Source organism: Burkholderia semiarida (genome assembly GCF_029268935.1).
Taxonomy (GTDB): Bacteria; Pseudomonadota; Gammaproteobacteria; order Burkholderiales; family Burkholderiaceae; genus Burkholderia; species Burkholderia semiarida.
This window is the reverse complement of sequence record NZ_JAHLCL010000008.1, coordinates 1531099-1552884: the sequence shown is the minus strand read 5'-3', so window position 1 is coordinate 1552884 and position 21786 is coordinate 1531099. Positions and strand designations below refer to the sequence as shown.

The window sequence follows — 21786 nt, the reverse complement described above, 5'->3', positions numbered from 1 at the left end:
AAGGAATGATTCGGCCGGCGGCGATGCTTAGCCCTCGAGCGGCCGGTGCGCGGTCTCGCGCGCGGCGACGAGCGCGATCGACGTGACGACGAGCGCGGCGGTGACGTACAGCGACACGGCCGTCGTCGTGCCCGTTTGCCGGAACAACGCGGCGATCACGAGCGGCGCGAAGCCGCCGCCGACGATGCCGGCGAGCGTGTACGCAAGCGACGAGCCCGCATAGCGCACGCGCGTCGGGAATTGCTCGGTCACGAACGCGCCCTGCGGGCCATACATCACCGCATGGATCACGAGGCCGATCGCGACGGCCGCGACGATCGCCGCGGGGCGCGCCGAATCGAGCAGCGCGAAGAACACGAACGCCCATACGATGCCGGCCATTGCGCCGGCGAGATACACGGGCCGACGGCCGAAACGGTCCGACAGCGCACCGAAGAACGGCACCGCGAGCGCGTTGCAGGCCGTGCCGATCATCACGGCCGTCAGCGCGACGGGGCGCGACAGGTGCAGCACGGTCGTCACGTAGGTCAGCGTGAATACGACGATCAGCGCGTACAGCACGTCCGAGCCGATTCGCGAGCCGCCCGCGATCAGCAGGCGCTTCCAGTGGTACTTCAGCACGTCGGCGACGGGCACTTCGGCGGTCGCGTGCGATTCGGCGAGTTGCTCGAACTGCGGCGTTTCGTCGACGCCGCGCCGTACCCAGAAGCCGAACACGACGAGCAGCGCGCTGGCCGCGAACGGCACGCGCCAGCCCCACGACAGGAAGTTGTCCGAGGTGGTCGACAGCGTGACGAGCGCGATGCAGCCGGTGCCGAGCAGCGTGCCGAACGACGGGCCGATCTGCGTCCACGACGCGGACAGCCCGCGCCGCTTCTGGTCGCCATGCTCGACCGACAGCAGTACCGCGCCGGCCCATTCGCCGCCGAGCGCGACGCCTTGCACGAAACGCAGCGCGACGAGCAGGATCGGGCTCAGGATGCCGGCCTGCGCGTAGGTCGGCAGCGCGCCCATCAACGCGGTCGTCACGCCCATCAGCACGAGCGTAAGCATCAGCACCGCGCGGCGGCCGATGCGGTCGCCGAGGTTGCCGAACACGAAGCCGCCGAGCGGGCGTGACACATAGCCGACCGCATAGGTCGAGAACGCGAGGATCGTGCCGGCCAGCGGATCGACCGACGGGAAGAACAGATGGTTGAAAACGAGCGCGGCGAGCGTGTTGTAGATCGTGAAGTCGTACCACTCGAGCGACGTGCCGATCATGCTCGCGGTCGCGAGTCGGCTGTTGCGGACATGGCGGGGCGCGTGGGCGGCGGGCTGGGCGAGCGTGTTCATGGTGTCGGGCAGATCGTGACGGGTGACGGGGTGACGCGTGGGGCCGGTGTTGGCGTTGGCGTCGGGCGTTTCAGGCAGACAGGGCGGCAGCGGCGGCCGGTTCGGTTTCGGCGTCGCGTCGCCGGGCAGGCAGCGGCGAAGCGGCGCGCCACAGCAGGCCGAAGGTGCGCACGTCGTCGTGTCCGGCGAGCGAGGCGGCCACGCGGCGCGTGGCCGCTGCGTCGCTGCCTTCGATCAGCACCAGTGCATCGGCGGCCGGGCAGGCGGCCGCGGCGGCGCCGATCGGCGCGGACAGGTCCGGCGACGTGCGGAAGAGTCGCGCGGCGTGGATGCCCGGTTCTTGCAGGGCCGTGTCGAAGCGCTCGCGCAGGCGGGGCACATCGATGCGGTCGGGCGGCAGCACGAACAGCGCGAGATGCACGCCTTCGCCGTCGCCGGCCTCGATCGTCAGCTCGCCGACACGCCGCTGCGTACCCGTCATGCGCGCGAAGTTCGCGAGCGACCATGCGGTCTGCTGCGTGAACGCCCGCCGGTACGCGTCGCCGCGGAACACGTCGAGCGAATCCGTCACGTACAGCGCGAGGTATCGGCGCGGGCCGCCGTCGGTCGCGCGAAACCGCCGCGCATGCGTGAAGCCGGGAATCGCGACACGCTCCTGCATGTGCTCGCGGTCGTACCACGCGTTGAAATCGGCCTCGTGCGCGGGGTCGATATCCGTCCAGACGCAAAGCTGGCCGTGCGGAAGGGAAAAGCGGGTCATCGCGGGGTTCCTCGTGACGGGGATGTCAGGAACCTCAGTGTCCCGAAGACCGGCCGCGCCAGTCCAACAAGAAAACAAATTCGCGGTGAACAGGTTTTCTTATGAGCGGCGCGGGCGGCGTTTGGCGGTGGGCGCGGCAGGCGACGCGGCTTTCGTCGTGCGCTTCGCTTTCGCCGGGGCGCGCGTCGTTGTCGCGGTCGCGTTGCGGGTGGGCATTGAGTCGGCGGCCGTTGCGTCGACGCGATCGGCGGCCCCCGTCGCACGCGCCACTTCGCTCGCGAGTTCCGCGATGCGCGCGGCCACCGGCAGCCCCTGGCTGCGGTACGTCGCGACGAGCGGCAGCGCCGGGAATTCGGGCTCGACGTCGAGCAGTTCGAGCGTGCCTTCGTGCAGCTCGCGCCCGATGATGGCAGGCGGCAGCGCGGCCACGCCGAAGCCGTCGGCGACGAGGCGGATCATCGCGGCGACCGACGTGATGCAGTTGATGCTGGCCGGCCGTTCGACGGCAGCGAACAGCCGCTCGATCGTCGCGTGCGGCCCCGAATGGCGCGAGAAGCTGATGATCGGAAACCCGGCCAGGCGCGCGACGTCGAGCGGCTGGCCGCCGAGCCCGAGGCGCGGGCTCGCGGCCCAGCGCACCGGAAATTCGCACAGCGGCAGGTTCGTGAAGTCCGGCCCCGGCACCGGATCGGTCTGCAGGATCAGGTCGACGCCGTCGGTGCTGAGCAGGCGCGTCAGATGCAGCGTCGTGTCGCTGGTGATCTCGACGTCGAGGCGCGGGTAGCGCTCGCGCAGTTGCGCCATCAGCGCGGGAAACCAGCTGTGCACGATCGATTCGATCACGCCGATCCGGATCAGGCCCGCATCGCTCGCCGCGTCGATGTCGCGCCGCATTTCTCCGTCGAGCCGCACGATCCGCTCCGCGTAGGCCAGCATGCGCCGGCCCGCGGGCGTGAGCGTGGCCGAGCGCGTGTTGCGGTCGAACAGGCGCACGTCGAACGCTTCCTCGAGCGATGCGATGCGGCTCGACACGGCGGCCTGCGTGGTGTGCAGTTTCTCGGCCGTGAGCCGGAAGTTTTCCAGCTTCGCGAGCCAGACGAAGGTTTCAAGAAACCGGATGTTCATCTCGTTCCGAACGGTGAGGCGGTGCCGCGCCCGGGCGGCGGATCGGGACGATGTTAACGGATTCGGAAGCGCGCCGGCACGCGCGACGCCTTCCGGTGGCGTCAAAGCCGGTCGAACGCGAGCGTCGGCACGTCGACGACCATGGCGCCGCCGTCCGCGACGAGCGTCGCGCCGGTCACGAACGAGGCGTCCGGCGACGCCAGGAACGCGCAGACGGCCGCGATCTCGTCCGGATCGGCCGCGCGCCGCAGCGGCACGTCGGCGCTCACGCGGGTGTACGCGGCGTCGAGCGAATCGCCGTGCGCGGCCATCAGCGGTGCCATTTCCGCATCGGCCATCGGCGTGCGGACCCAGCCCGGGCAGACGGCGTTTGCCCGCACGCCGTGTGGGCCGTAGTCGCGTGCGAGCGATCGCGCCAGCCCGAGCAGCGCGTGCTTGCCGACCGTGTAGCCGCATACGCCGGGCCCCGCCGCGAGCGCCGCGATCGACGCGACCAGCACGATATTGCCGCGCTGCGCGATCAGGTCGGGCAGGCATGCGCGCGCACTGACGAACGCGGTATCGAGGTTCGCGTGCATCGCGTCGCGCCATTGCGCGTCGCCGGTTTCGTCCGCGCGGCCGACGCCGTGGCCGCCCGCGCACGCGACGAGTGCGTCGACGCGGCCGAAGCGTTCGGCGATGCGCGGCAGGAAAGCGGCCCAGTCGGCTGCGCTGGCGGCGTCGCCGGCAAGCGCGAGGCCGCCCGTTTCGGCCGCGAGTGCAGCGAGCGGCGCCGGGCGGCGCCCGATCAGCACGACGCGGTCGCCGCGACGGGCGAAGCGGCGCGCGCACGCAGCGCCGATGCCCGTGCCTGCGCCGGTGATCGCGATCGTGCGGGGTGGCGGGTGCGTCATGTCGTTCTCCGGAAAGGGGTGTTCCGGCCACTTTAGGCGGCGCCGGCGCGCGCCGGTATCCGCCGAAAGGATGAACGCGGGCCGTCCGGATGGCCAAGCGCGGCGGCCGGGGCCCATTTTGCAAAGGCTGACGATGTCCGGCGCCGAATCGCTCTATCCTCCACATTTTTGCGATAAGCCACGAAAGCCCGGCAAAATAGCGTGGGCGGGCGCGCAGCGGCGCGCGGCGCGTCGGCCGTCCGATTCCGTCGTACGAATGGTGCGACCCGCAAGGGCGCGGCCGGCAAATGCGCGGCAGGCGGGATCGGCGCGAGCGGACATCCGATGCGCCGCTATCGCGTCCGCCGACGGATCGTGTCGCCACGGCGTATCGCCCGGTCGCGCGCTGGCGCGGCCGGACCATCGACAAGAACAGGGAGGGGCCGCCAATGAGGCTGGACGACGAAAGAGAAAGCATGAACGTCGAGGATCGCCGTGGCGCCGGCGGTTTCGGCGGCGGGCGCGGCGCGACGATCGGCATCGGCACGATCGTGGTCGCGCTGGCCGCATCGTATTTCTTCGGCATCGACCCGCGCGTCGTGCTCGAAGGCGCGTCGGCGCTGCAGGGCCGCCAGCAACAGGCGCAGCCCGCGCCGACCCAGCGCCAGGGCGCGCCGGCGAACGATCCGGGCGCGGTGTTCACGCGCAAGGTGCTCGGCAATATCGAACGCACGTGGACGGGCGTGTTCAACACGCAATTGCACGCGCAATACGAACCGCCGAAGCTCGTGATGTTCACGAACTCGACGCCGACCGCGTGCGGCACCGGCCAGACCGCGATGGGGCCGTTCTACTGCCCGGGCGACCGCAACGTGTACATCGATCTCGGCTTCTACGACGAGCTGCGCAAGCGTTTCGGCGCGGGCGGCGATTTCGCGCAGGCCTACGTGATCGCGCACGAAGTCGGCCATCACGTGCAGAACCTGCTCGGCATCGCCGACAAGGTCGATGCCGCGCGCCGGCGGTCGAGCCAGGCGCGCGCGAATGCGCTGTCGGTGCGGATGGAGCTGCAGGCCGACTGCTTCGCCGGCGTGTGGGCGAACAACGCGCAGCGCGCGAACCAGCGGCTGATGGAGCCCGGCGATTTCGAGCAGGGGCTGAAGGCCGCTGCCGCGATCGGCGACGACCGTCTGCAGCAGCAAGGGCAGGGCTACGTCGTGCCCGAAAGCTTCACGCACGGCACCAGCGAACAGCGCGTGTACTGGCTGCGGCGGGGGATGGAGTCGGGCGAGGTGAGCGCCTGCGACACGTTCGCCGCGAACGCCCGCTGAAACGAGGCGCGCGCACCGTCGCGCGCCGATATCGTCTCGGCTGAACCGGCCACTGGCCGCTGGCCGGCCCGGGACGATTTGCCGATTTGTGCTCACCGGCGCTTTTTCGGCGCCGGTAGGCTGGCCCGGACGTCGACATTCGTTGTCGTCCATCCGCCAGCCGATTCCCGATGCCGACCTCATTCGTTTCCGCCGACCACGACGCCGCCGACTGGCGACGCACGCTGCGCGCGTGCGTGGACGCGTTCGACGCATTCGCGAGCCCGTCGGCGATCGTGTTCTATCGGCTCGACCACAGCGGCGAGCCGGCCGATTTCGAGCTGTTCGGGATGCCGGAATCGATGCATCGCACCTATGTCGCCCGCTACCGGATGCTCGATCCGCTGCATCCGTCGCGCTGCGCGTCGGGCGATTGCGCGGTCGTCACGCTCGCGTCCCAACTGCCTGATGAACGACGTGCCGCGTCCGCGTACTGGACCCGGTTTCTGCGGCGGCACGACGTGGCCGACGTCGTCGAGATCTGGCTGCGCGACGCGGGCCGCACGGTCGGCGCGTTCTCGCTGCTGCGCTTCGGCATGGGCGACGCGAACGGCAACGGCACGGCAGGACGGTTCGCACCCGGCGAGATCGACGCGCTCGCGCGGCTGCAACCCGTCGCCGAAGCCGCGCTGAGCCCGCTGCTGCGTGCACGGCGCGGAATCCACCGGATCGGTTGCGAGGAACGGCTGACCTACCGCGAGGAGCAGATCGCACGGCTCGTGCGCGACGGCCGCTCGAACAAGGAGATCGCGCGCGATCTCGCGCTCGCGCAACCGACGATCAAGACCCACCTGATGCGCATGTACCGCAAGCTCGGCGTGTCGAATCGCACGGAGCTGGTCGGCGCATTGTTCCTGTAATCGCGCTGCCGGCCGGCCCGCGAGATCGTGCAATTCGATGCGCGATCGTCTTGCCGATGACGCGCTGCCAATTTGCGCTCACCGGGCGCTATCCCTCGTCGATACAGTGGTCCGACGCCCGCGTGCCTCACCGGTACGCGGTCCAGCCACGACAATCAACGAGACGCCCATGAGCAACACGAACTTCGTCGCCGTCAGCGACACCGTGCGCACCTTCGTCGCGCGCGATTTCGGCCTCTTCGTCGACGGCGCCATGCAGCCCGCGCATGCGGCGGCACGCCTCGACGTGTACAACCCGGCCACGGGCGAGCGGCTCGCCACCGTCGCGGACGCCGACGCACACGACGTCGACCGCGCCGTCGCCAGCGCGAAACACGCGTTCGACGCGCGCGTGTGGAGCGGGCTGCGGCCGGCCGACCGCGAACGCATCCTGCTGAAACTCGCGGACCTGATCGAAGCCGACGCCGAAACGCTCGCGCAGCTCGAAACGCTGAACCAGGGCAAGTCGATTCACGTGTCGCGCGCGATCGAGGTCGGCGCGAGCGTCGAATACGTGCGCTACATGGCCGGCTGGGCGACCAAGATCACCGGCCAGACGCTCGACGTGTCGATTCCGTTCCCGCCCGGCGCGCGCTATACGGCCTATACGCGCAAGGAGCCCGTCGGCGTGGTCGCCGCGATCGTGCCGTGGAATTTCCCGCTGATGATCGCGGTGTGGAAACTGATTCCGGCGCTCGCGGCCGGCTGCACGATCGTGCTGAAGCCGTCGCCGGAAACGCCGCTCACCGCGCTGCGCTTGGCCGAGCTCGCACGCGAAGCCGGCGTGCCGCCCGGCGTGTTCAACGTCGTCACGGGCGGGCGCGTTTGCGGCGCGGCGCTCGCGAGCCACCCGTCGATCGCGAAGATCTCGTTCACCGGCTCGACCGCGACCGGCAAGCTGGTCGGCGCGGCGGCCGTGCAGAACATGACGCGCTTCTCGCTGGAGCTCGGCGGCAAGAACCCCATCGTGATGCTCGACGACGTCGACGTCGCGCAGGCGCTCGACGGCGTCGCCGCCGGCGCGTTCTTCAACCAGGGGCAAGTGTGCGCGGCCGCGTCGCGCCTCTATGTGCATCGCAGCAAGTTCGCGCAACTGGCCGACGGCCTCGCCGGCGTCGCGCAGGCGATGAAGCTCGGCGCTGGCCTTGACACCACCGCACAGATCAACCCGCTCGTATCCGCTCACCATCGCGACAAGGTCGTCCAGCACATCGAAGGCGCGCGCCGCGCGGGCCTCACGTTCCTCGCGGGCGGCACGCCGGCCGACGATCTGCCCGGCTACTACGTGAAGCCGGCCGTGATCGCCGATCCGCATCCGGACAGCGCGATCGTGCGCGACGAGGTGTTCGGCCCGGTGATCGTCGTCGTGCCGTTCGACGACGCGGCCGACGCGATACGCCTCGCGAACGCGTCGCCGTACGGCCTCGCCGCGAGCATCTGGAGCAACGACCTGAAGCGCGTGATGAATCTCGTGCCGCGAATCGAGGCCGGCACCGTGTGGGTGAACTGCCATATCCCGCTCGATCCGTCGATGCCGTTCGGCGGCTACAAGCAATCGGGCATCGGCCGCGAATTCGGGCAGTACGCGATCGAAGGCTTCACCGAAACCAAATCCGTGTGCATCGCGCACTGACGCGCGGGCCGATCCGACCACCGCAAAAACCGCAAAAACCGCAACAACCGATCCGAAAGTGGAGACTGCAATGAGCTACAACGAAGCGAAGTTCTGGCACCCGATGCTGCACCCGAACGAAATGAAACAGCGCAAGCCGATCCGCATCGTGCGCGGCGACGGCTGTTACGTGTTCGACGAACAGGGGCGCAAGCTCGTCGACGGCGTCGCGGGTCTGTGGAACGTGAACGTCGGCCACAACCGCCAGGAAGTGAAGGACGCGATCGTGCGCCAGCTCGACGAGCTCGAATACTTCCAGCTGTTCGACGGCATCTCGCATCCGCGCGCCGAGGAGCTGTCGAAGAAGGTGATCGACATGCTCGAACCGGAAGGGATGCGCCGCGTGCTGTACAGCTCGGGCGGCTCCGATTCGATCGAGACCGCGCTGAAGATCGCGCGCCAGTACTGGAAGGTGCGCGGCCAGGCCGATCGCACGAAGTTCATCTCGCTGAAGCAGGGTTATCACGGCACGCATTTCGGTGGCGCGTCGGTGAACGGCAACACGGTGTTCCGCCGCAACTACGAGCCGAATTTGCCCGGCTGCTTCCACGTCGAGACGCCGTGGCTGTACCGCAATCCGTTTACGCAGGACCCGGAGGAACTCGGCAGGATCTGCGCGGAAATGCTGGCGCGCGAGATCGAGTTCCAGAGCCCGGACACCATCGCCGCGTTCATCGCGGAGCCGATCCAGGGCGCGGGCGGCGTGATCGTGCCGCCGGCCAACTACTGGCCGCTCGTGCGCGAGGTGTGCGACCGCTACGGCGTGCTGCTGATCGCCGACGAAGTCGTGACGGGCTTCGGCCGCAGCGGCAGTATGTTCGGCAGCCGCGGGTGGGGCGTGCGCCCGGACATCATGTGTCTCGCGAAGGGGATTTCGTCGGGCTACGTGCCGCTCGGCGCGACGGTCGTGAACGCGCGGATCGAGGACGCGTTCGCCGCGAACGCCGATTTCGGCGGCGCGATCATGCACGGCTACACGTACGCCGGCCACCCGGTCGCGTGCGCGGCCGCGATCGCGAGCCTCGACATCGTCGTGAAGGAGGATCTGCCGGCGAATGCGGCGAAGCAGGGCGCGTATCTGCTCGAGGCGCTGCGGCCGTTCGCGGAACGCTTCGCGGCGGTCGGCGAGGTGCGCGGCAAGGGGCTGATGCTCGCGCTCGACCTCGTCGCGAACAAAGACACGCGCGAGCCGATCGATCCGCTGTCCGGCTACGCGAACGCGGTCGCGGAAGTCGCGCGCGAGAACGGCGTGCTGGTGCGTCCGGTCGGCACGAAGATCATCCTGTCGCCGCCGCTCGTGATCCAGCGCGAACAGCTCGACCGGATCGTCGACGCGCTCGCGGCCGGCTTCGAGGCCGTGCCGTTCGCATGACGGCGTGACCGGCAAACCCGCGGCGGAGGGTAAACGCCATCGCGGGTTTGCCGATTTGCGCTATGACCGGATTATTTTGCCTGCGTATTTTTTCGACATCGGATCACGCCGTGATCGACAGGGGCCCGGGGCATCGACGCGCTGACGCACCGCCCGGGGCCGACCGCAAAGCATCTGGCCCCGGCCGCTGACGAAGCGCCGGTTCGGGCCAACCCACGAAGGAGACAACGATGTCGGGATGGTCGGGAATGACCGGCGCCGCGGGCGATACGTCCGCCGGCTCGCCGGCTGAAGCAGGCGGCGGCGCCGCATTGAAGGCCGGCGCGGTCGGTTTCCCGACCGCGCTGGCGAGCGCGGTCGGCCTCATCATGGCGAGCCCGGTGATCCTCACCGCGACGTCGGGCTTCGGGATGGGCGGCTGGGCGTTCGCGGTCGCGATGATCGTCGCGTTCGTGATGATGCAGGCGCAGGCCACGACCTTCTCCGAAGCCGCCGCGATGCTGCCGACGGCCGGCTCGGTTTACGATTACCTGTCGTGCGGGCTCGGCCGCTTCTGGGCGATCACCGGCACGATTTCCGCGTATTTCCTCGTGCACGTGTTCGCCGGCACCGCGGAGACGATCCTGAGCGGCATCATGGCGCTCGTGAACTTCGAATCGCTGAACGCCGCGTTCGAGAAGCACAATAGTTCGTGGCTCGTCGGCGTCGGCCTCGTGGTCACGTTCGCGATCACCAACATCATCGGCATCAAGGTGTTCAGCAAGCTCGAGATCGTGCTGACGGCCGGCATGTGGCTGTCGCTGATGATCTTCGGGATTCTCGGGCTCGCGGCCGCGCCGGCCGTGCATCTGGACGGCTGGTTTGGCGGCTCGGAAGTCGGTACGTCGATCTCGTCCGTGCTGTCGCTCGTCGGGATGGCGATGTTCATGTTCGTCGGCTGCGAGTTCGTCACGCCGCTCGCGCCGGAAATGAAGGCGCCGGGGCGCACGATTCCGCGCGCGATGGCGCTCGGCCTCGTCGGCGTCGCGATCTGCATGTTCCTGTACGGCGCGGCGATCCGCCGCCAGGTCGCGAACGTGCCGGTGAGCCCCGACGGCCTCACGCATCTGCTCGACACGCCGGGCGCGATCCCCGCGTTCGCGCTGCAGGTGCTCGGGCCGTTCGGGCGGATCTGGTTCGGCATCGCGTTCCTGTGCGCGGGCGCCGCGACGATCAACACGCTGATGGCCGGGCTGCCGCGCATCCTGTACGGGATGGCGATCGACGGCGCGCTGCCGCGCTGCTTCGCGTACCTGCATCCGCGCTTCAAGACGCCGGTGGTCGGCATCGTCGCGTCGGCGATCGTGCCGATCGTTCATGCGTGGCTGATCAACGGCAACCTCGACAGCATCCTCCACCTCGTGCTCGCCGCCACCTGCGCGTGGGGCACCGCGTACCTGCTCGTCACCGCGTCGGTCGTGATGCTGCGCATCCGCCGGCCTGACTTGCCGCGCCCGTACCGCTCGCCGCTGTTCCCGCTGCCGCAGATCGTGTCGAGCGTCGGCATCGTGCTCGCGATCTGGTACATCACGCCGCCCGGCATGAACCCGCGCGACATCTACGTGCCGTTCGGCGCGATGCTCGGGCTCACCGCGCTGTATGCGCTGTTCTGGACGCTCGTCGTGCAGCGCCGGCATCCGTTCAGGCCGGTGCCGGTCGAGGACGTGCTGCGCAACGAGCACGTCGCGTCGTGAAGGCCGCGCTTGGCTCGCGGCGTGCGGCGCTCGATGCGCCGCCGCCCGGCCATCGGCCCGGCGCGATCGCCGCGCGCGTGCTCGCCGACCTGCGGGCCGTGCGCGACGCCGACGCGGTCGGTGGCGTCGGCGGCGTCTCGGCACGGCTGCCGAACGGCGTGCGCGTGGGCATCGACGAGCGCGTCGAGCGCCAGTTCCTGATGCATACGGTCAGCGTGACGGTGACGGCCGCCGCCGACGGCCCGGCCGCGCAGGGCAGCGCATGCGTGCGGCAGACCGGCTGGCTGCGCCGTACGGGTATCGAAGCCGTGCCCGCGCCCGGATGCGACCCCGTCTTCATCGACACGCTGGCCGCGCTGCTTGCCGGGCCGTCGCTGGCCGACGCGCTGCGCGGGCTGCACCTGACCGACTGCGCGATCGCCGCGCGCGATGGCCGCTGGACGCTCGCGATCGTGCCGTTCGGCGGTAGCGAGGTCGTGAACCGGATGCCGTCGTTTCGCCGCTATGTCAGGCTGATCGACGAGCAGGCCGCCGCGCTGTCGGCGGCCTGTCTTGCGTTCGAAGCCGCACTGCGCGGGATTTTGCGAGGGTAAGCTGTGGCGATGCGTGCCGCGTGAACCCGGCGGTCGCATCGAGAAATCAGGGTTTTACCGGAGGTGCCGATGCTGTTCCAGTCACGCTCACACGAAGACGTGCACGATCACGGGCTCGCGATCGCGGGCTGGCATCAGGTGTACCGTCAGATGACGCCGGGCCGTTTCAAGGGCACCGTCACGCAGGTGCTGTACGACGATTTCCACTTCTTCCGGGAAACGACCAACCGGCGCGTCGCGCAAACCGGGCTCGCGCCGGCCGGGCGCACGTCGCTCGCGGTGCCGTTGTCCGTGCCGCTCGCGGGCACGTTCCAGGGCCAGCCGGTCGACGGCTATGCGCTGCTCGCGCTGCGCGCCGGCGAGGATTTCGAATTCCACACGCCGGAAGGGATGGGGCTCGTCGGGATCAGCGCGGCGTCCGACATGGTCGACGAGCTGTGCGAGGCCGAATTCGGCGCGGCCGGCGCGCGCCGGCTGCGGCACGTGACGCGGCTGTCCGACGCGCAGGGCGTCGCGCTCGGCGTGCGGCTGTCGTCGCTGATCGACGACGCGCAGCGCAATCCGGGCTGCCTCGAATACGCGGCCACCCGCAAGATGTTTCGCGACGCGATGCTCGGCATGTTCCTCGACGCGCTCGAACAGGGGATCGGCGTCGAGCGCCGCGACATCACGCACGCCACCTACAGCGACATCGTGAGCCGCTGCGAGAAGCATCTGCGCGACCGGCCCGAGGAACCCGTCACCGTGCTCGAACTCTGCCGCGCGCTGCGTTGCAGCCGTCGTACGCTGCAAACGAGCTTCCAGCGCGTGGCCGACGTCACGCCGGTCGGCTACCTGCGCACGATCCGGCTGAATGCGGTGCGTCGCCTGCTGCGCACGACGTCGGTGCGGCAACTCGGCGTCGGCGAAGCCGCGGCGAGCTGGGGCTTCACGCATCTCGGCTATTTCGCGCGCGAGTATCGCGACCTGTTCGGCGAGCTGCCGTCGCAAACCTTGCGTCCCGAATGATCTGCCCGCGCCGCGACGGTGCCGCCGTGTATCGCTCGTCCCCATCACCATTTGCTGATTTGGGATAGAGGTCCGGAATTTTCGCTGGATACAGTCCTGCCACCCATATCGACAACACCATCGATTCGCACTGCGTATCGATGATCACGGAGGGGCGGGACATGAAGAACGGACGACGACTGGCCGCAGCCGCGGCCATGCTGGGTTGCGCGCATGCGGCGCACGCGCAGACTACAGGGAGCGTGACGCTGTACGGCACCGTGGACACCGGCATCATCTATTCGACGAACCAGCAGTTCACGCGCGCCGACGGCAGCACGGGCGGCGGCCATGCATGGCAGATGGGCGGCGGCAACCTCGTGCCGTCCCGCTTCGGCTTCCAGGGCGCCGAGCCGCTCGGCGGCGGCCTGAGTGCGGTGTTCACGCTCGAGCAGCAGTTCCTGTCCGCGAGCGGGCAGGCGCTGCAGGGCGGCACCGCGTTCAGCCGGCAGGCGTGGGTCGGGCTGCGCCAGGATTCGATCGGCACGCTCGGCCTCGGCCGGCAATACGACTCGTACACCGACATGCTCGGCGCGTACGTGTCGAGCAACAACTGGGCGACGCCGTATGGCTCGCACCTTGGCGACGTCGACAACCTGAATGCCGCGTTCAACTTCAACAACGCGGTGAAGTTCACCAGTGCCGATTTCAACGGCCTCACGTTCGGCGGCACGTTCAGCTTCGGCGGCCAGGCCGGCGATTTTTCCGCGAAGCGTGGCTATGCGGTGGCCGCGACGTACACGCGCTCGCCGGTGGCCTTCTCGGTCGGCTACCTCGACCTGCACCAGCCGCTCGACGCGGCGCTCGGCGGCGCGAGCGGCTATATCGGCGATTTCGCGTGCGGCAACCCGGGCGCGATGTACTGCCTGCTGCAGGATGCGGGCTCGATGCGTGCGTTCGGCGCGGGTGGGTCGGTCACGTTCGGCGCGGCGACGGTCGCGCTGACCTATACGCATACGCGTCTCGGCGACAGCCGCTATTTCTCGACCGCCGCGCAGCCGCGCACGCAGGCGTTCACGTTCGACATCGGCGAGCTGAACGTCACGTACATGTTCACGCCGGCGCTGCAAGGCGGCGTCGCGTACATTTTCAATGCCGCGCATACGGACGGGCGCGGCACGACGCGATTCCACCAGGTGAACGTCGGCACGAACTACAGCCTGTCGAAGCGCACCGCGCTGTATGCGGTCGCGATCGGCCAGATCGCGAGCGGCACGGGGCTCGGCACCGATGCGGATGGCAACGCGGCGAACTATGCGCAGATTCCGGTGCTCGCGAACAGCAATTCGAGCCGGCAACTGGCGGTGATGGCCGGGATTCGTGTGAACTTTTGACGCTGAATGCGGCTGGCGGCGGCACGTCGGTCGCATGCCGCCGTGCTGCCTCCACGCGTATGGTCCTGCGCCGGTCGAGTGATGGAAAGCGATGCTTGAAAAAAGCCGTCCGTATGCTTAACTGAACGGGCCCGGCTGGACGGAATGCGGGCGTCAGGTTGCCCGGCTTTGCGGGTTGCCACAATACCTTCACGGTCTGCGTGAACAATGGCGACGCTTCATGCGACCCGACGTGTCGCCGGCGTTGCACACGTGTGCAACGCATGACCGTTCCGCTCCATACGCCGATCGAGAGAGACCTCATGACCTTGCTGAGCCGCCTGCGCGCGCTGTCCGCCGCCCTTGCGCTGTCCTTCGCCGCCACGCACGCCGTGGCCGCCGATCTCGTCATCGCAGGCCGCGACGACATCTACGGCAAGGGGCTGGCCGATGCCGTCGCCGGCTTCACCAAGCTGCATCCGGGCACCGACGTCGAGCTGCTCAAGCTACCGAACGCGAACCTGTACCAGAAGCTCAAGCTGTCGATGCGCGAAGGCACCGGCGCGTACGACCTCGTGATGATGGACGACACGTGGGCGCCCGAATTCATCGGCAACGGCTGGCTGAAGCCGCTGCCCGCGTCGCTCGCGGACGCCGATCTCGTGCCGTCCGCCGTCGCGCTCGGCCGCAACGCGGCGGGCGCGCTGTACGCGCTGCCGATCGTCGGCAACGTCGAGATGTTCGCGTACCGCAAGGATCTGCTCGCGAAGTACAAGCTGCAACCGCCGCGCAACTGGGACGACGTGCTGAAGATCGCGCAGACCGTCGGCGGCGCGGACAAGAGCGTGTCGGGCGTCGTGTTCCGCGGCACGAAGGGCAACCCGGTCGTCACGGGCTTTCTGCCGATCCTGTGGGCGTACGGCGGCGACGTGTTCGACCGGGCCGGCAACGTGACGATCGATTCCCGCGAAGCGCAGGCCGCGCTGAAGACTTTCCTCGCGCTGAAGGCATTCGCGCCGAAGGACGTCGACGTGTACGGCGCGGCCGAAGTGCGCGACGCATTGCAGCGCGGCACGGCCGCGCAGTCGATCGAGGTATGGCCGGCATGGGTGCCGGCCCTCGACGATCCGAAGCAGTCGCGCGTGGTCGGGCAGATCGCGCTGCAGCCGCCGCCGGGGCAGACCGCGGGCCCGGCGCCGATGCTCGGCATCTGGCAGATGGGCATTCCGAAGGACGCGCCGCACGCGAAGCTCGCGCAGGACTTCCTCGCCTACCTGAGCGCGCGCGATACGCAGACGCGCCTCGCCGGCATCGGCATTCCGCCGACCCGCCGCAGCGTGTTCAACGATCCGGCGCTGGTGCGCCAGTACCGCTGGTATCCCGATCAACTGAAGGCGCTCGAGGCCGGCCGTGCGCGGCCGCGCGTGACGGACTGGCAGCAGGTGGAGAGCATTCTCGGCGACCAGTTGCAGCTCGCGCTGACGGGGCAGGCCGCGCCCGACGCCGCGCTGCGCCAGGCGCAGCAGAAGATCGCGCAGGCGACGGCTGCGGCCGCGGCTGGCAAGTGACCGCGCGCGTCAACGTCAATCCGTCGGCCGGAGGTCGCGCATGAAAGCGTTCGGCCGCAGCCTGCCGTTCGTCGCGCTGATCGGGCCCGCGCTGCTGGTGCTCGCCGCGCTCGCGCTGTATCCGGTCGCGCAGGTGCTGATCGACTCGTTCTGCCGGGTCGATTACTCGGCCGGCCGCCGCGCGTTCGTGGGGCTCGCGAACTATCGCGCGGTGCTCGGCGACGACGCATTTACGGCCGGCTTCGGCAACACGCTGCGCTTCACGATCGTCGCGTCGCTGGCCGAAGTGGCGCTTGGCTTCGGCCTCGCGCTGCTGTTCGTGCGCGCGTTCCCTGGCCGGCGCATCGCGCTGCCGCTCGCGATCCTGCCGATGATGCTGTCCACGCTCGTGTGCTCGGCGATCTGGCGCAACTGGCTGAACTTCGACGGCTTCCTGAACGCGCTGCTCGCCGTGTTCGGCGTCGAAGGCGTGCGCTGGCTGTCCGACCCGCATCTCGCGCTGTGGTCGCTCGCGCTCGTCGACGTGTGGCAGTGGACGCCGATGGCGTTCCTGATCGTGCTGGCCGGGCTGCAGTCGATCCCGCAGGAGCTGTACGAAGCCGCGCGCACCGACGGCGCGAGCGAATGGCAATGCCTGCGCGATATCACGCTGCCGCTCGCGGCGCCGCAGATCGGCCTCGCGCTGCTGCTGCGCTCGATCGACACGTTCAAGCTGTTCGACAAGGTCTATGCGCTGACGGGCGGCGGCCCCGGCAACGCGACGCAGACGCTGTCGACCTACATCTACGACACGGGCTTCCGCTTCTTCAACGTCGGGCCGGCGAGCGCCGCGTCGGTGCTGATGCTCGCGGCGTCCGCGCTGCTGGTCTCGGGGTACGTATGGCAGACGGTTCGCAAGCGGCGCGCATGACGACGCGATCGACGGGTATCCCGCGCGCACGAGCGAGCGCTGCATTCGGTCACGCGATGCCGTGGGCGCTGCGCGTCGTCGCGCTCGCGCTGTTGCTGCTGCCGTGCCTGTGGATGGCCGGCGCGGCCTTCATGCCGACGCTCGAACGCCTCGATCATCCGTTGCGGATCTGGCCGGCCGCGCCGACGGTCGCGCATTTTGCGTCGGTGTGGGCGAACGGCATCGGCGCGCCGCTGTTCAATTCGCTGCTGGTCGGCTTCGGCACGACGCTGCTCGCGCTGGCGCTCGCCTTTCCGGCTGCATACGCGCTCGTGCGGCTGCGGTTTCCGGCGCGGCTCGACCTGCTGTTCCTGGTGCTCGTGCTGGCGTTGAAGCTGATGCCGCCGATCACGATCGCGGTGCCGCTGTTCGCGCTCGCGAAGCGGCTGCACCTGCTCGATTCGACGCTCGGCCTGATGCTCGCGTACCAGATCTACGCGTTGCCGATGGCAATCTGGATGCTGCTCGCGTTCGTGCGCGACGTCCCGATCGAATACGAGGAAGCGGCGTGCATCGATGGCGCGGGGCTCGCGCGGCGGCTCGTGCAGATCGTGCTGCCGCTGTGCGCACCGGGGCTGATCGCGACCGCGATCTTCGTGTTCATCGCGGCGTGGAACGAATTCCTGATCGCGCTGCTGTTCGTGTCGACGCCAAGCCGCTTCACGCTGCCGCTCGCAATTGCCGGCTATGTGACGGAGAACGGCATCGACTGGGGCGACCTGCTGAGCGCGGGATTGATGGCGTCGCTGCCGACGCTGGCCGTGGCCGGCTACGTGCAGCGCTACCTGTTGCGCGGGTTCGCGGGTGGGCTGAAGTGACGCGCGGCGTGGCCGCGCCCGGTCTCACGTCGTCATGCGCAGCTATCGCGCACCACCGGCGTGACCGGCACGACCCGCGTGCGCGACGGGCCGTCGAACGCCTGCATCCGGTCGGCGAGCAGGTCGATCGCCGCATGCGCGAGGCCGCGCGTGTCCTGCCGCAGCGTCGTCAGCCGATACGCATCGTATTCGGCGGCGGGAATATCGTCGAAGCCGATCACGCGCAGGTCGTCCGGCACGCGCAAGCCGAATTCGCGGCGCGCGGCGTCGATCACGCCGAGCGCGAGCAGGTCGGACGAGCAGAACACGCCGTCGGGCCGCTCGGCGGTCGCGAACAGGTGCCGCGCGGCGTCGATCCCGCTGGCATGGGTGTCGGACGGCGTGTCGAGCACGCGTACGAGCGTCGCGTCGAACGCGCCGAACGCGTTGCGTGGCCCGAGCGCCTGCTCGAACGCCGCGGCGCGCGAGCGCGCGCTGTAGCTCGTGCCGCGCGGCCCGACGAACGCGAGCCGGCGCGCGCCGGCCCGCACGAGCCGCTGCGCGGCGTGGGCGGCGCCCGCCGCGTTGTCGCTGACGACCACATCCGCGCCCGGCAGGTTCGCTTCGCGGTTGATCATCACGACCGGAATCCGGTGTTCGAGATATTGCCGCGCGACCGACAGCGGCGGCGACGCGGACGTCATCACGAGGCCCGCGATGCGGTAGCTGAGCAGTTGTTCGAGCGATTGCCGGATCTGGCGCGGATCTTCCGCATTGGTCACGAGCGGCGTAAGCACGCGCTGTCCGAGCGCGGCCATCAGGTCCGACAGCAGCCGCGCGCGGAACGGGTTCTCGAACCCGGCCGTCACGACGCCGATCATGCTGCTGCGCTGCGTGATCATGTCGCGCGCGATCAGGTTGACCTGGTAGCCCAGCGCGCGCGCGGCGACCATCACGCGCTCGCGCGTTTGCGGCGCAATGCTTGCCGTCGGCGAGAACGCGCGCGACACTGCCGAGCGCGAGACGCCGGCCCGCGCCGCGACATCCGACGCCGTGACCCACGGTTTTCTTTCCTTGTCATTCATCGATTCATGATTCCTTCGCGCCACGATACGGGCATGCCGCCTGCCGACTGGATGTCCGCGCTCGACGACGCGCGGCCGCTGCATACGCTGACCCTACCGGGCAGCCATGACACCTGTGCGTATACGGTCGACGATTCGCTGGTGCGCACGCAGCGTGCGCCGCTCGATGCGCAGCTCGCGCATGGCGTGCGGCTGCTCGACATCCGCTGCCGGCACGTGCGCGATGCGTTCGACATCCATCACGGCGGCATCGCGCTCGGCATGACGTTCGACGACGTGCTGGCCACCTGTACGCGCTTTCTCGATGCGCATCCGCGCGAATGCATCGTGATGTCGGTGAAGGACGAGTGGCCGGCGCAGGCGTGCACGCGCGGTTTCGATGCGACGTTCGACGCGCATCGCGCGCGGCATCCGCGATTGCGCTGGCATGCCGGCGGCACGCTGCCTGCGCTCGGCGACGTGCGCGGCGCGGTCGTGCTGTTGCGGCGCTTTCGCAGCGGCCGGCCGCTCGGCATCGACCTGACCGCGTGGCCTGACAACGCGACGTTTACGATCGATCATCCGGACGGCGCGTTCGTGATCCAGGACGAATATCGCGTGCCGGTGGCAGCATCGATCGCGTGGAAGTGGCGTGCGATCGACGCGCTGCTGACGCATCTGCCGCTGCCGGACAGCGGCCGCTGGGCGATCAGTTTCTGCAGCGGTACGGGGATGGGCGCGAATCCGTCGGTGGTCGCACACGGCGATGGCCGCGTGCAGGGCATTCATGCGCGACTGGCCGAGCGCTTGCGCGAGCAGCCCGGCCCGTACGGCGCGATGCTGCTCGATTTCTGCGATGACGACGACTGGGCGCTCGTGCGTGCGCTGATCGAATGCAATGACTACATGCCGGAACGGGGCGCCTGGCGCAAGGCGTTTCGCTGTTAGTGGGTGGAGCGCCGCCGCGGACTACCGCGTCGCGATCGCCACCGCCGCACCGGCCATTGCGGTTGCGCTCGTGCGGTTCGCGATCCGCTTCGCGCGCGCCGACGTCAGGAAGGCGCGTGCACGCGATGCGAGCAGCGACCAGAAGCAGTCGGCGAGAATCAGGACCGCGAGCATCGTGCCGACCAGCTCGGCCCACGCGGCGACGCCGACGTGAGTGAGGTCGACGATGGTCGGCAGCAGTGCGAGATAGAACAACATGATTTTCGGGTTGCCGAGCGTGACCAGCATGCCCGCGACGAACATGCGCCAAGGCGACTGGCCGCGCGGCAGGTCGTCGGCATCCGTGCCTGTCGGCGCGGTCCACATCTTCCATGCGAGGAACAGCAGGTACGCGACGCCGAGCAGCTTCAGCACGATCAGGCCCGTCGCGAACGTGTGCGCGAACGCCGACAGCCCCGCGACCGCGAGCGTGAGCCACAGCGCTTCGCCGAGCCACATGGCCGCGAGGAACGGCAGCACGTCGCGCACGCCGTTGGTCAGCACGCGCGCGACGAGCGCGGCGACGCTCGGGCCGGGTGTGCCGGCGGTGACGAGCAGGGCAAAGGCGAAGACGGCGAGTGCGGACAACGTCATGACGGACCTCGTGGATCGGGCATTCGAAACGATACGTATGAAGTTTCGATTATAGTGACGGCCGTTCCAGACTGCCTGCCTGAATCGCCGTGATGCCTGCATCGATCCTGATTCGTCCCGCCACGCGGGAAGACGCGGCCGCGATGGCCGCCGTGGAAGTCGCCGCCGCGCAGCGGTTTCGCGCGATCGGCATGGCTGACATCGCCGACGGCGAGCCGACCGATGCGGCCGCCGTGCTCGTGCGGATCGACGACGGCCGTGCGTATGTCGCGGTCGATTCGCAACGCACGTGCGTGGGGTTCGCGTTCTACCGGCTGCTCGATGCGCAGCGGTTGTATCTGGAGGAACTGGACGTCGCGCCGTCGCATGCGGGGCAGCGTATCGGCGCGCGCCTGATCGAACAGGTGACGGCGCGCGCGGCGCGGGAAGGGATCACGGAGATCGTGCTGTCGACGTTTCGCGACGCGCCGTGGAATGCGCCGTACTACGCGCGCCTCGGTTTCCGGATCATCGACGATGCAGCGCTCGACGACGCGCTGCGCGCGATACGCGCGCACCACGTCGCACTCGGTCTCGACGAAACACGGCGCGTGTTCATGCGCGCGGACGTGCGCATCTGAACCCGCGCCGTTGTGCCGTCAGGCCGCGTCGCTCAGCGCCGGGTAGTCGGTGTAGCCGGTTTCGCCTTCCGCGTAGAACGTCTCCGGCACCGGCTGGTTGAGCGGCGCGCCGAGTTCGAGACGGCGCGGCAGGTCCGGGTTCGCGATGAACAGCTTGCCCCACGCGATCGCGTCGGCGCTGCCGTTCGCGAGCGCGGCCTGCGCGGTGTCGAGCGTGAACTGCTCGTTCGCGATCAGCGGGCCGCCGAACGCTTCCTTCAGGCGCGGGCTCAACTGGTCGCCCGAATACGATTCGCGCGTGAAGATGAACGCGATCTTGCGGCGGCCGAGTTCGCGCGCGACATAACCGAAGGTTGCCGCCGGATCGGAATCGCCCATCGTATGCGCGTCGCCGCGCGGCGCAAGGTGCACACCGACCCGGCCCGCGCCCCACACGTCGATCGCCGCGTCGACCACTTCGAGCAGCAGGCGCGCGCGATTCTCGATCGGGCCGCCGTATGCATCGGTGCGGCGATTGGTGCTGTCCTGCAGGAACTGGTCGAGCAGGTAGCCGTTCGCGCCGTGAATCTCCACGCCGTCGAAGCCGGCTGCCTTCGCGTTCTCGGCACCCTTGCGATACGCGGCGACGATGCCCGGAATCTCGTCGAGTTCGAGTGCGCGCGGCGTCACGAACGGACGCGGCGGACGCACGAGGCTCACGTGGCCGCCCGCGGCGATCGCGCTCGGCGCGACCGGCAGGTCGCCGTTCAGGAACATCGGATCGGAGATCCGGCCGACGTGCCAGAGTTGCAGCACGATGCGCCCGCCGGCCGCGTGCACGGCCTGCGTGATCTGCTTCCAGCCTTCGACCTGCTCGTCGGACCAGATGCCGGGCGTGTCGGCATAGCCGACGCCTTGCGGCGTGACCGACGTCGCTTCGGTGATGATCAGGCCGGCCGATGCGCGCTCGGCGTAGTAGCGCGCCATCAGCGCGTTCGGCACGCGCGCCGTGCCCGCACGGGCGCGGGTGAGCGGCGCCATCACGATGCGGTTCGGCAGGGTCAGGTCACCGAGGGTAACGGGATCGAACAGCGTGGGCATGGCAAATAACCTCTTACGAAAGGCGGAGAAGCCGTC

20 protein-coding genes are annotated in these 21786 nt (G+C 69.2%); 13 read left to right on the top strand and 7 right to left on the bottom strand.

Going from position 1 to position 21786, the window contains the following annotated elements; genetic code table 11:
• Positions 1-27: 27 nt before the first annotated feature.
• The 4 genes from KPB06_RS30225 to KPB06_RS30210 all read right to left on the bottom strand — a co-directional run bounded on the left by KPB06_RS30225 (position 28) and on the right by KPB06_RS30210 (position 4113).
• A complete protein-coding gene (locus KPB06_RS30225) occupies positions 28-1347 on the bottom strand; it encodes an MFS transporter (RefSeq protein ID WP_059584798.1) in 1320 nt (439 codons plus the stop codon).
• A gap of 58 nt (positions 1348-1405) precedes the next feature.
• Complete coding sequence (locus KPB06_RS30220; protein WP_059584800.1) at positions 1406-2095, bottom strand: DUF4286 family protein; 690 nt, start codon at positions 2093-2095, stop codon at positions 1406-1408.
• A gap of 99 nt (positions 2096-2194) precedes the next feature.
• Complete coding sequence (locus KPB06_RS30215; RefSeq protein WP_059584802.1) at positions 2195-3220, bottom strand: LysR family transcriptional regulator; 1026 nt, start codon at positions 3218-3220, stop codon at positions 2195-2197.
• A 101-nt stretch (positions 3221-3321) separates the two neighbouring features.
• Positions 3322-4113, bottom strand: a complete 792-nt coding sequence (locus KPB06_RS30210) for an SDR family NAD(P)-dependent oxidoreductase (protein WP_059584804.1) — start codon at positions 4111-4113, stop codon at positions 3322-3324.
• A gap of 428 nt (positions 4114-4541) precedes the next feature.
• Here KPB06_RS30210 and ypfJ point away from each other — a divergent pair, with 428 nt between their 5' ends.
• The 11 genes from ypfJ to KPB06_RS30155 all read left to right on the top strand — a co-directional run bounded on the left by ypfJ (position 4542) and on the right by KPB06_RS30155 (position 17426).
• Positions 4542-5423, top strand: a complete 882-nt coding sequence (ypfJ, locus tag KPB06_RS30205; RefSeq protein ID WP_059584805.1) for a KPN_02809 family neutral zinc metallopeptidase — start codon at positions 4542-4544, stop codon at positions 5421-5423.
• A 170-nt stretch (positions 5424-5593) separates the two neighbouring features.
• The gene (locus KPB06_RS30200; protein ID WP_059584808.1) at positions 5594-6322 is read left to right on the top strand and encodes a helix-turn-helix transcriptional regulator; all 729 of its coding nucleotides are present in this window, start codon (positions 5594-5596) and stop codon (positions 6320-6322) included.
• Positions 6323-6491: 169 nt separating this feature from the next.
• On the top strand, positions 6492-7994 hold the full coding sequence (locus KPB06_RS30195; protein WP_059584809.1) for an aldehyde dehydrogenase family protein: 1503 nt from the start codon (positions 6492-6494) through the stop codon (positions 7992-7994).
• 70 nt (positions 7995-8064) lie between these two features.
• Positions 8065-9405 (top strand): aspartate aminotransferase family protein, encoded by a 1341-nt coding sequence (locus KPB06_RS30190; RefSeq protein WP_059584811.1) that lies wholly within the window; start codon positions 8065-8067, stop codon positions 9403-9405.
• Between the two features lie 230 nt (positions 9406-9635).
• Positions 9636-11138 carry an APC family permease gene (locus KPB06_RS30185; RefSeq protein ID WP_059584813.1) on the top strand — a complete coding sequence of 501 codons (1503 nt, stop codon included), beginning with the start codon at positions 9636-9638 and terminating at the stop codon, positions 11136-11138.
• Positions 11135-11731: a DUF3156 family protein gene (locus KPB06_RS30180; RefSeq protein ID WP_059584815.1), complete on the top strand. Its 597-nt coding sequence runs from the start codon at positions 11135-11137 to the stop codon at positions 11729-11731. The genes KPB06_RS30185 and KPB06_RS30180 overlap by 4 nt, the downstream gene beginning before the upstream one ends.
• Before the next feature lie 69 nt (positions 11732-11800).
• Positions 11801-12739 carry a helix-turn-helix domain-containing protein gene (locus tag KPB06_RS30175; protein WP_059584816.1) on the top strand — a complete coding sequence of 313 codons (939 nt, stop codon included), beginning with the start codon at positions 11801-11803 and terminating at the stop codon, positions 12737-12739.
• Between the two features lie 161 nt (positions 12740-12900).
• The gene (locus KPB06_RS30170) at positions 12901-14112 is read left to right on the top strand and encodes a porin (protein ID WP_275905765.1); all 1212 of its coding nucleotides are present in this window, start codon (positions 12901-12903) and stop codon (positions 14110-14112) included.
• A 302-nt stretch (positions 14113-14414) separates the two neighbouring features.
• Positions 14415-15659, top strand: a complete 1245-nt coding sequence (locus tag KPB06_RS30165) for an ABC transporter substrate-binding protein (protein WP_059584821.1) — start codon at positions 14415-14417, stop codon at positions 15657-15659.
• A gap of 40 nt (positions 15660-15699) precedes the next feature.
• Entirely contained in the window at positions 15700-16569 is an 870-nt protein-coding gene (locus tag KPB06_RS30160) for a carbohydrate ABC transporter permease (protein WP_059584823.1), read from the top strand.
• The gene (locus KPB06_RS30155) at positions 16566-17426 is read left to right on the top strand and encodes a carbohydrate ABC transporter permease (RefSeq protein WP_059584824.1); all 861 of its coding nucleotides are present in this window, start codon (positions 16566-16568) and stop codon (positions 17424-17426) included. The genes KPB06_RS30160 and KPB06_RS30155 overlap by 4 nt, the downstream gene beginning before the upstream one ends.
• 32 nt (positions 17427-17458) lie before the next feature.
• Here KPB06_RS30155 and KPB06_RS30150 read toward each other — a convergent pair whose 3' ends face one another.
• Positions 17459-18490, bottom strand: coding sequence for a LacI family DNA-binding transcriptional regulator (locus KPB06_RS30150; protein ID WP_059584826.1), 1032 nt, complete (start codon positions 18488-18490; stop codon positions 17459-17461).
• Positions 18491-18496: 6 nt separating this feature from the next.
• On the opposite strand from KPB06_RS30150, the gene KPB06_RS30145 reads away from it, so the two are divergent.
• The gene (locus KPB06_RS30145) at positions 18497-19417 is read left to right on the top strand and encodes a phosphatidylinositol-specific phospholipase C (RefSeq protein ID WP_155634560.1); all 921 of its coding nucleotides are present in this window, start codon (positions 18497-18499) and stop codon (positions 19415-19417) included.
• A 21-nt stretch (positions 19418-19438) separates the two neighbouring features.
• On the opposite strand, the gene KPB06_RS30140 is transcribed toward KPB06_RS30145, so the two are convergent.
• The gene (locus KPB06_RS30140; RefSeq protein ID WP_059584828.1) at positions 19439-20050 is read right to left on the bottom strand and encodes a LysE family translocator; all 612 of its coding nucleotides are present in this window, start codon (positions 20048-20050) and stop codon (positions 19439-19441) included.
• Between the two features lie 92 nt (positions 20051-20142).
• On the opposite strand from KPB06_RS30140, the gene KPB06_RS30135 reads away from it, so the two are divergent.
• A complete protein-coding gene (locus KPB06_RS30135; protein ID WP_059584830.1) occupies positions 20143-20670 on the top strand; it encodes a GNAT family N-acetyltransferase in 528 nt (175 codons plus the stop codon).
• An 18-nt stretch (positions 20671-20688) separates the two neighbouring features.
• Here KPB06_RS30135 and KPB06_RS30130 read toward each other — a convergent pair whose 3' ends face one another.
• Complete coding sequence (locus KPB06_RS30130; protein WP_059584832.1) at positions 20689-21750, bottom strand: alkene reductase; 1062 nt, start codon at positions 21748-21750, stop codon at positions 20689-20691.
• Positions 21751-21786 lie beyond the last annotated feature (36 nt).

Coding starts and splice junctions, on each gene's coding strand:
- KPB06_RS30220 (WP_059584800.1), bottom strand. CDS start 2,095: ATGACCCGCTTTTCCCTTCCGCACGGCCAGCTTTGCGTCTGGACGGAT.
- KPB06_RS30215 (WP_059584802.1), bottom strand. CDS start 3,220: ATGAACATCCGGTTTCTTGAAACCTTCGTCTGGCTCGCGAAGCTGGAA.
- KPB06_RS30210 (WP_059584804.1), bottom strand. CDS start 4,113: ATGACGCACCCGCCACCCCGCACGATCGCGATCACCGGCGCAGGCACG.
- ypfJ (WP_059584805.1), top strand. CDS start 4,542: ATGAGGCTGGACGACGAAAGAGAAAGCATGAACGTCGAGGATCGCCGT.
- KPB06_RS30200 (WP_059584808.1), top strand. CDS start 5,594: ATGCCGACCTCATTCGTTTCCGCCGACCACGACGCCGCCGACTGGCGA.
- KPB06_RS30195 (WP_059584809.1), top strand. CDS start 6,492: ATGAGCAACACGAACTTCGTCGCCGTCAGCGACACCGTGCGCACCTTC.
- KPB06_RS30190 (WP_059584811.1), top strand. CDS start 8,065: ATGAGCTACAACGAAGCGAAGTTCTGGCACCCGATGCTGCACCCGAAC.
- KPB06_RS30185 (WP_059584813.1), top strand. CDS start 9,636: ATGTCGGGATGGTCGGGAATGACCGGCGCCGCGGGCGATACGTCCGCC.
- KPB06_RS30175 (WP_059584816.1), top strand. CDS start 11,801: ATGCTGTTCCAGTCACGCTCACACGAAGACGTGCACGATCACGGGCTC.
- KPB06_RS30170 (WP_275905765.1), top strand. CDS start 12,901: ATGAAGAACGGACGACGACTGGCCGCAGCCGCGGCCATGCTGGGTTGC.
- KPB06_RS30165 (WP_059584821.1), top strand. CDS start 14,415: ATGACCTTGCTGAGCCGCCTGCGCGCGCTGTCCGCCGCCCTTGCGCTG.
- KPB06_RS30160 (WP_059584823.1), top strand. CDS start 15,700: ATGAAAGCGTTCGGCCGCAGCCTGCCGTTCGTCGCGCTGATCGGGCCC.
- KPB06_RS30155 (WP_059584824.1), top strand. CDS start 16,566: ATGACGACGCGATCGACGGGTATCCCGCGCGCACGAGCGAGCGCTGCA.
- KPB06_RS30150 (WP_059584826.1), bottom strand. CDS start 18,490: ATGAATGACAAGGAAAGAAAACCGTGGGTCACGGCGTCGGATGTCGCG.
- KPB06_RS30145 (WP_155634560.1), top strand. CDS start 18,497: ATGATTCCTTCGCGCCACGATACGGGCATGCCGCCTGCCGACTGGATG.
- KPB06_RS30140 (WP_059584828.1), bottom strand. CDS start 20,050: ATGACGTTGTCCGCACTCGCCGTCTTCGCCTTTGCCCTGCTCGTCACC.
- KPB06_RS30135 (WP_059584830.1), top strand. CDS start 20,143: ATGCCTGCATCGATCCTGATTCGTCCCGCCACGCGGGAAGACGCGGCC.
- KPB06_RS30130 (WP_059584832.1), bottom strand. CDS start 21,750: ATGCCCACGCTGTTCGATCCCGTTACCCTCGGTGACCTGACCCTGCCG.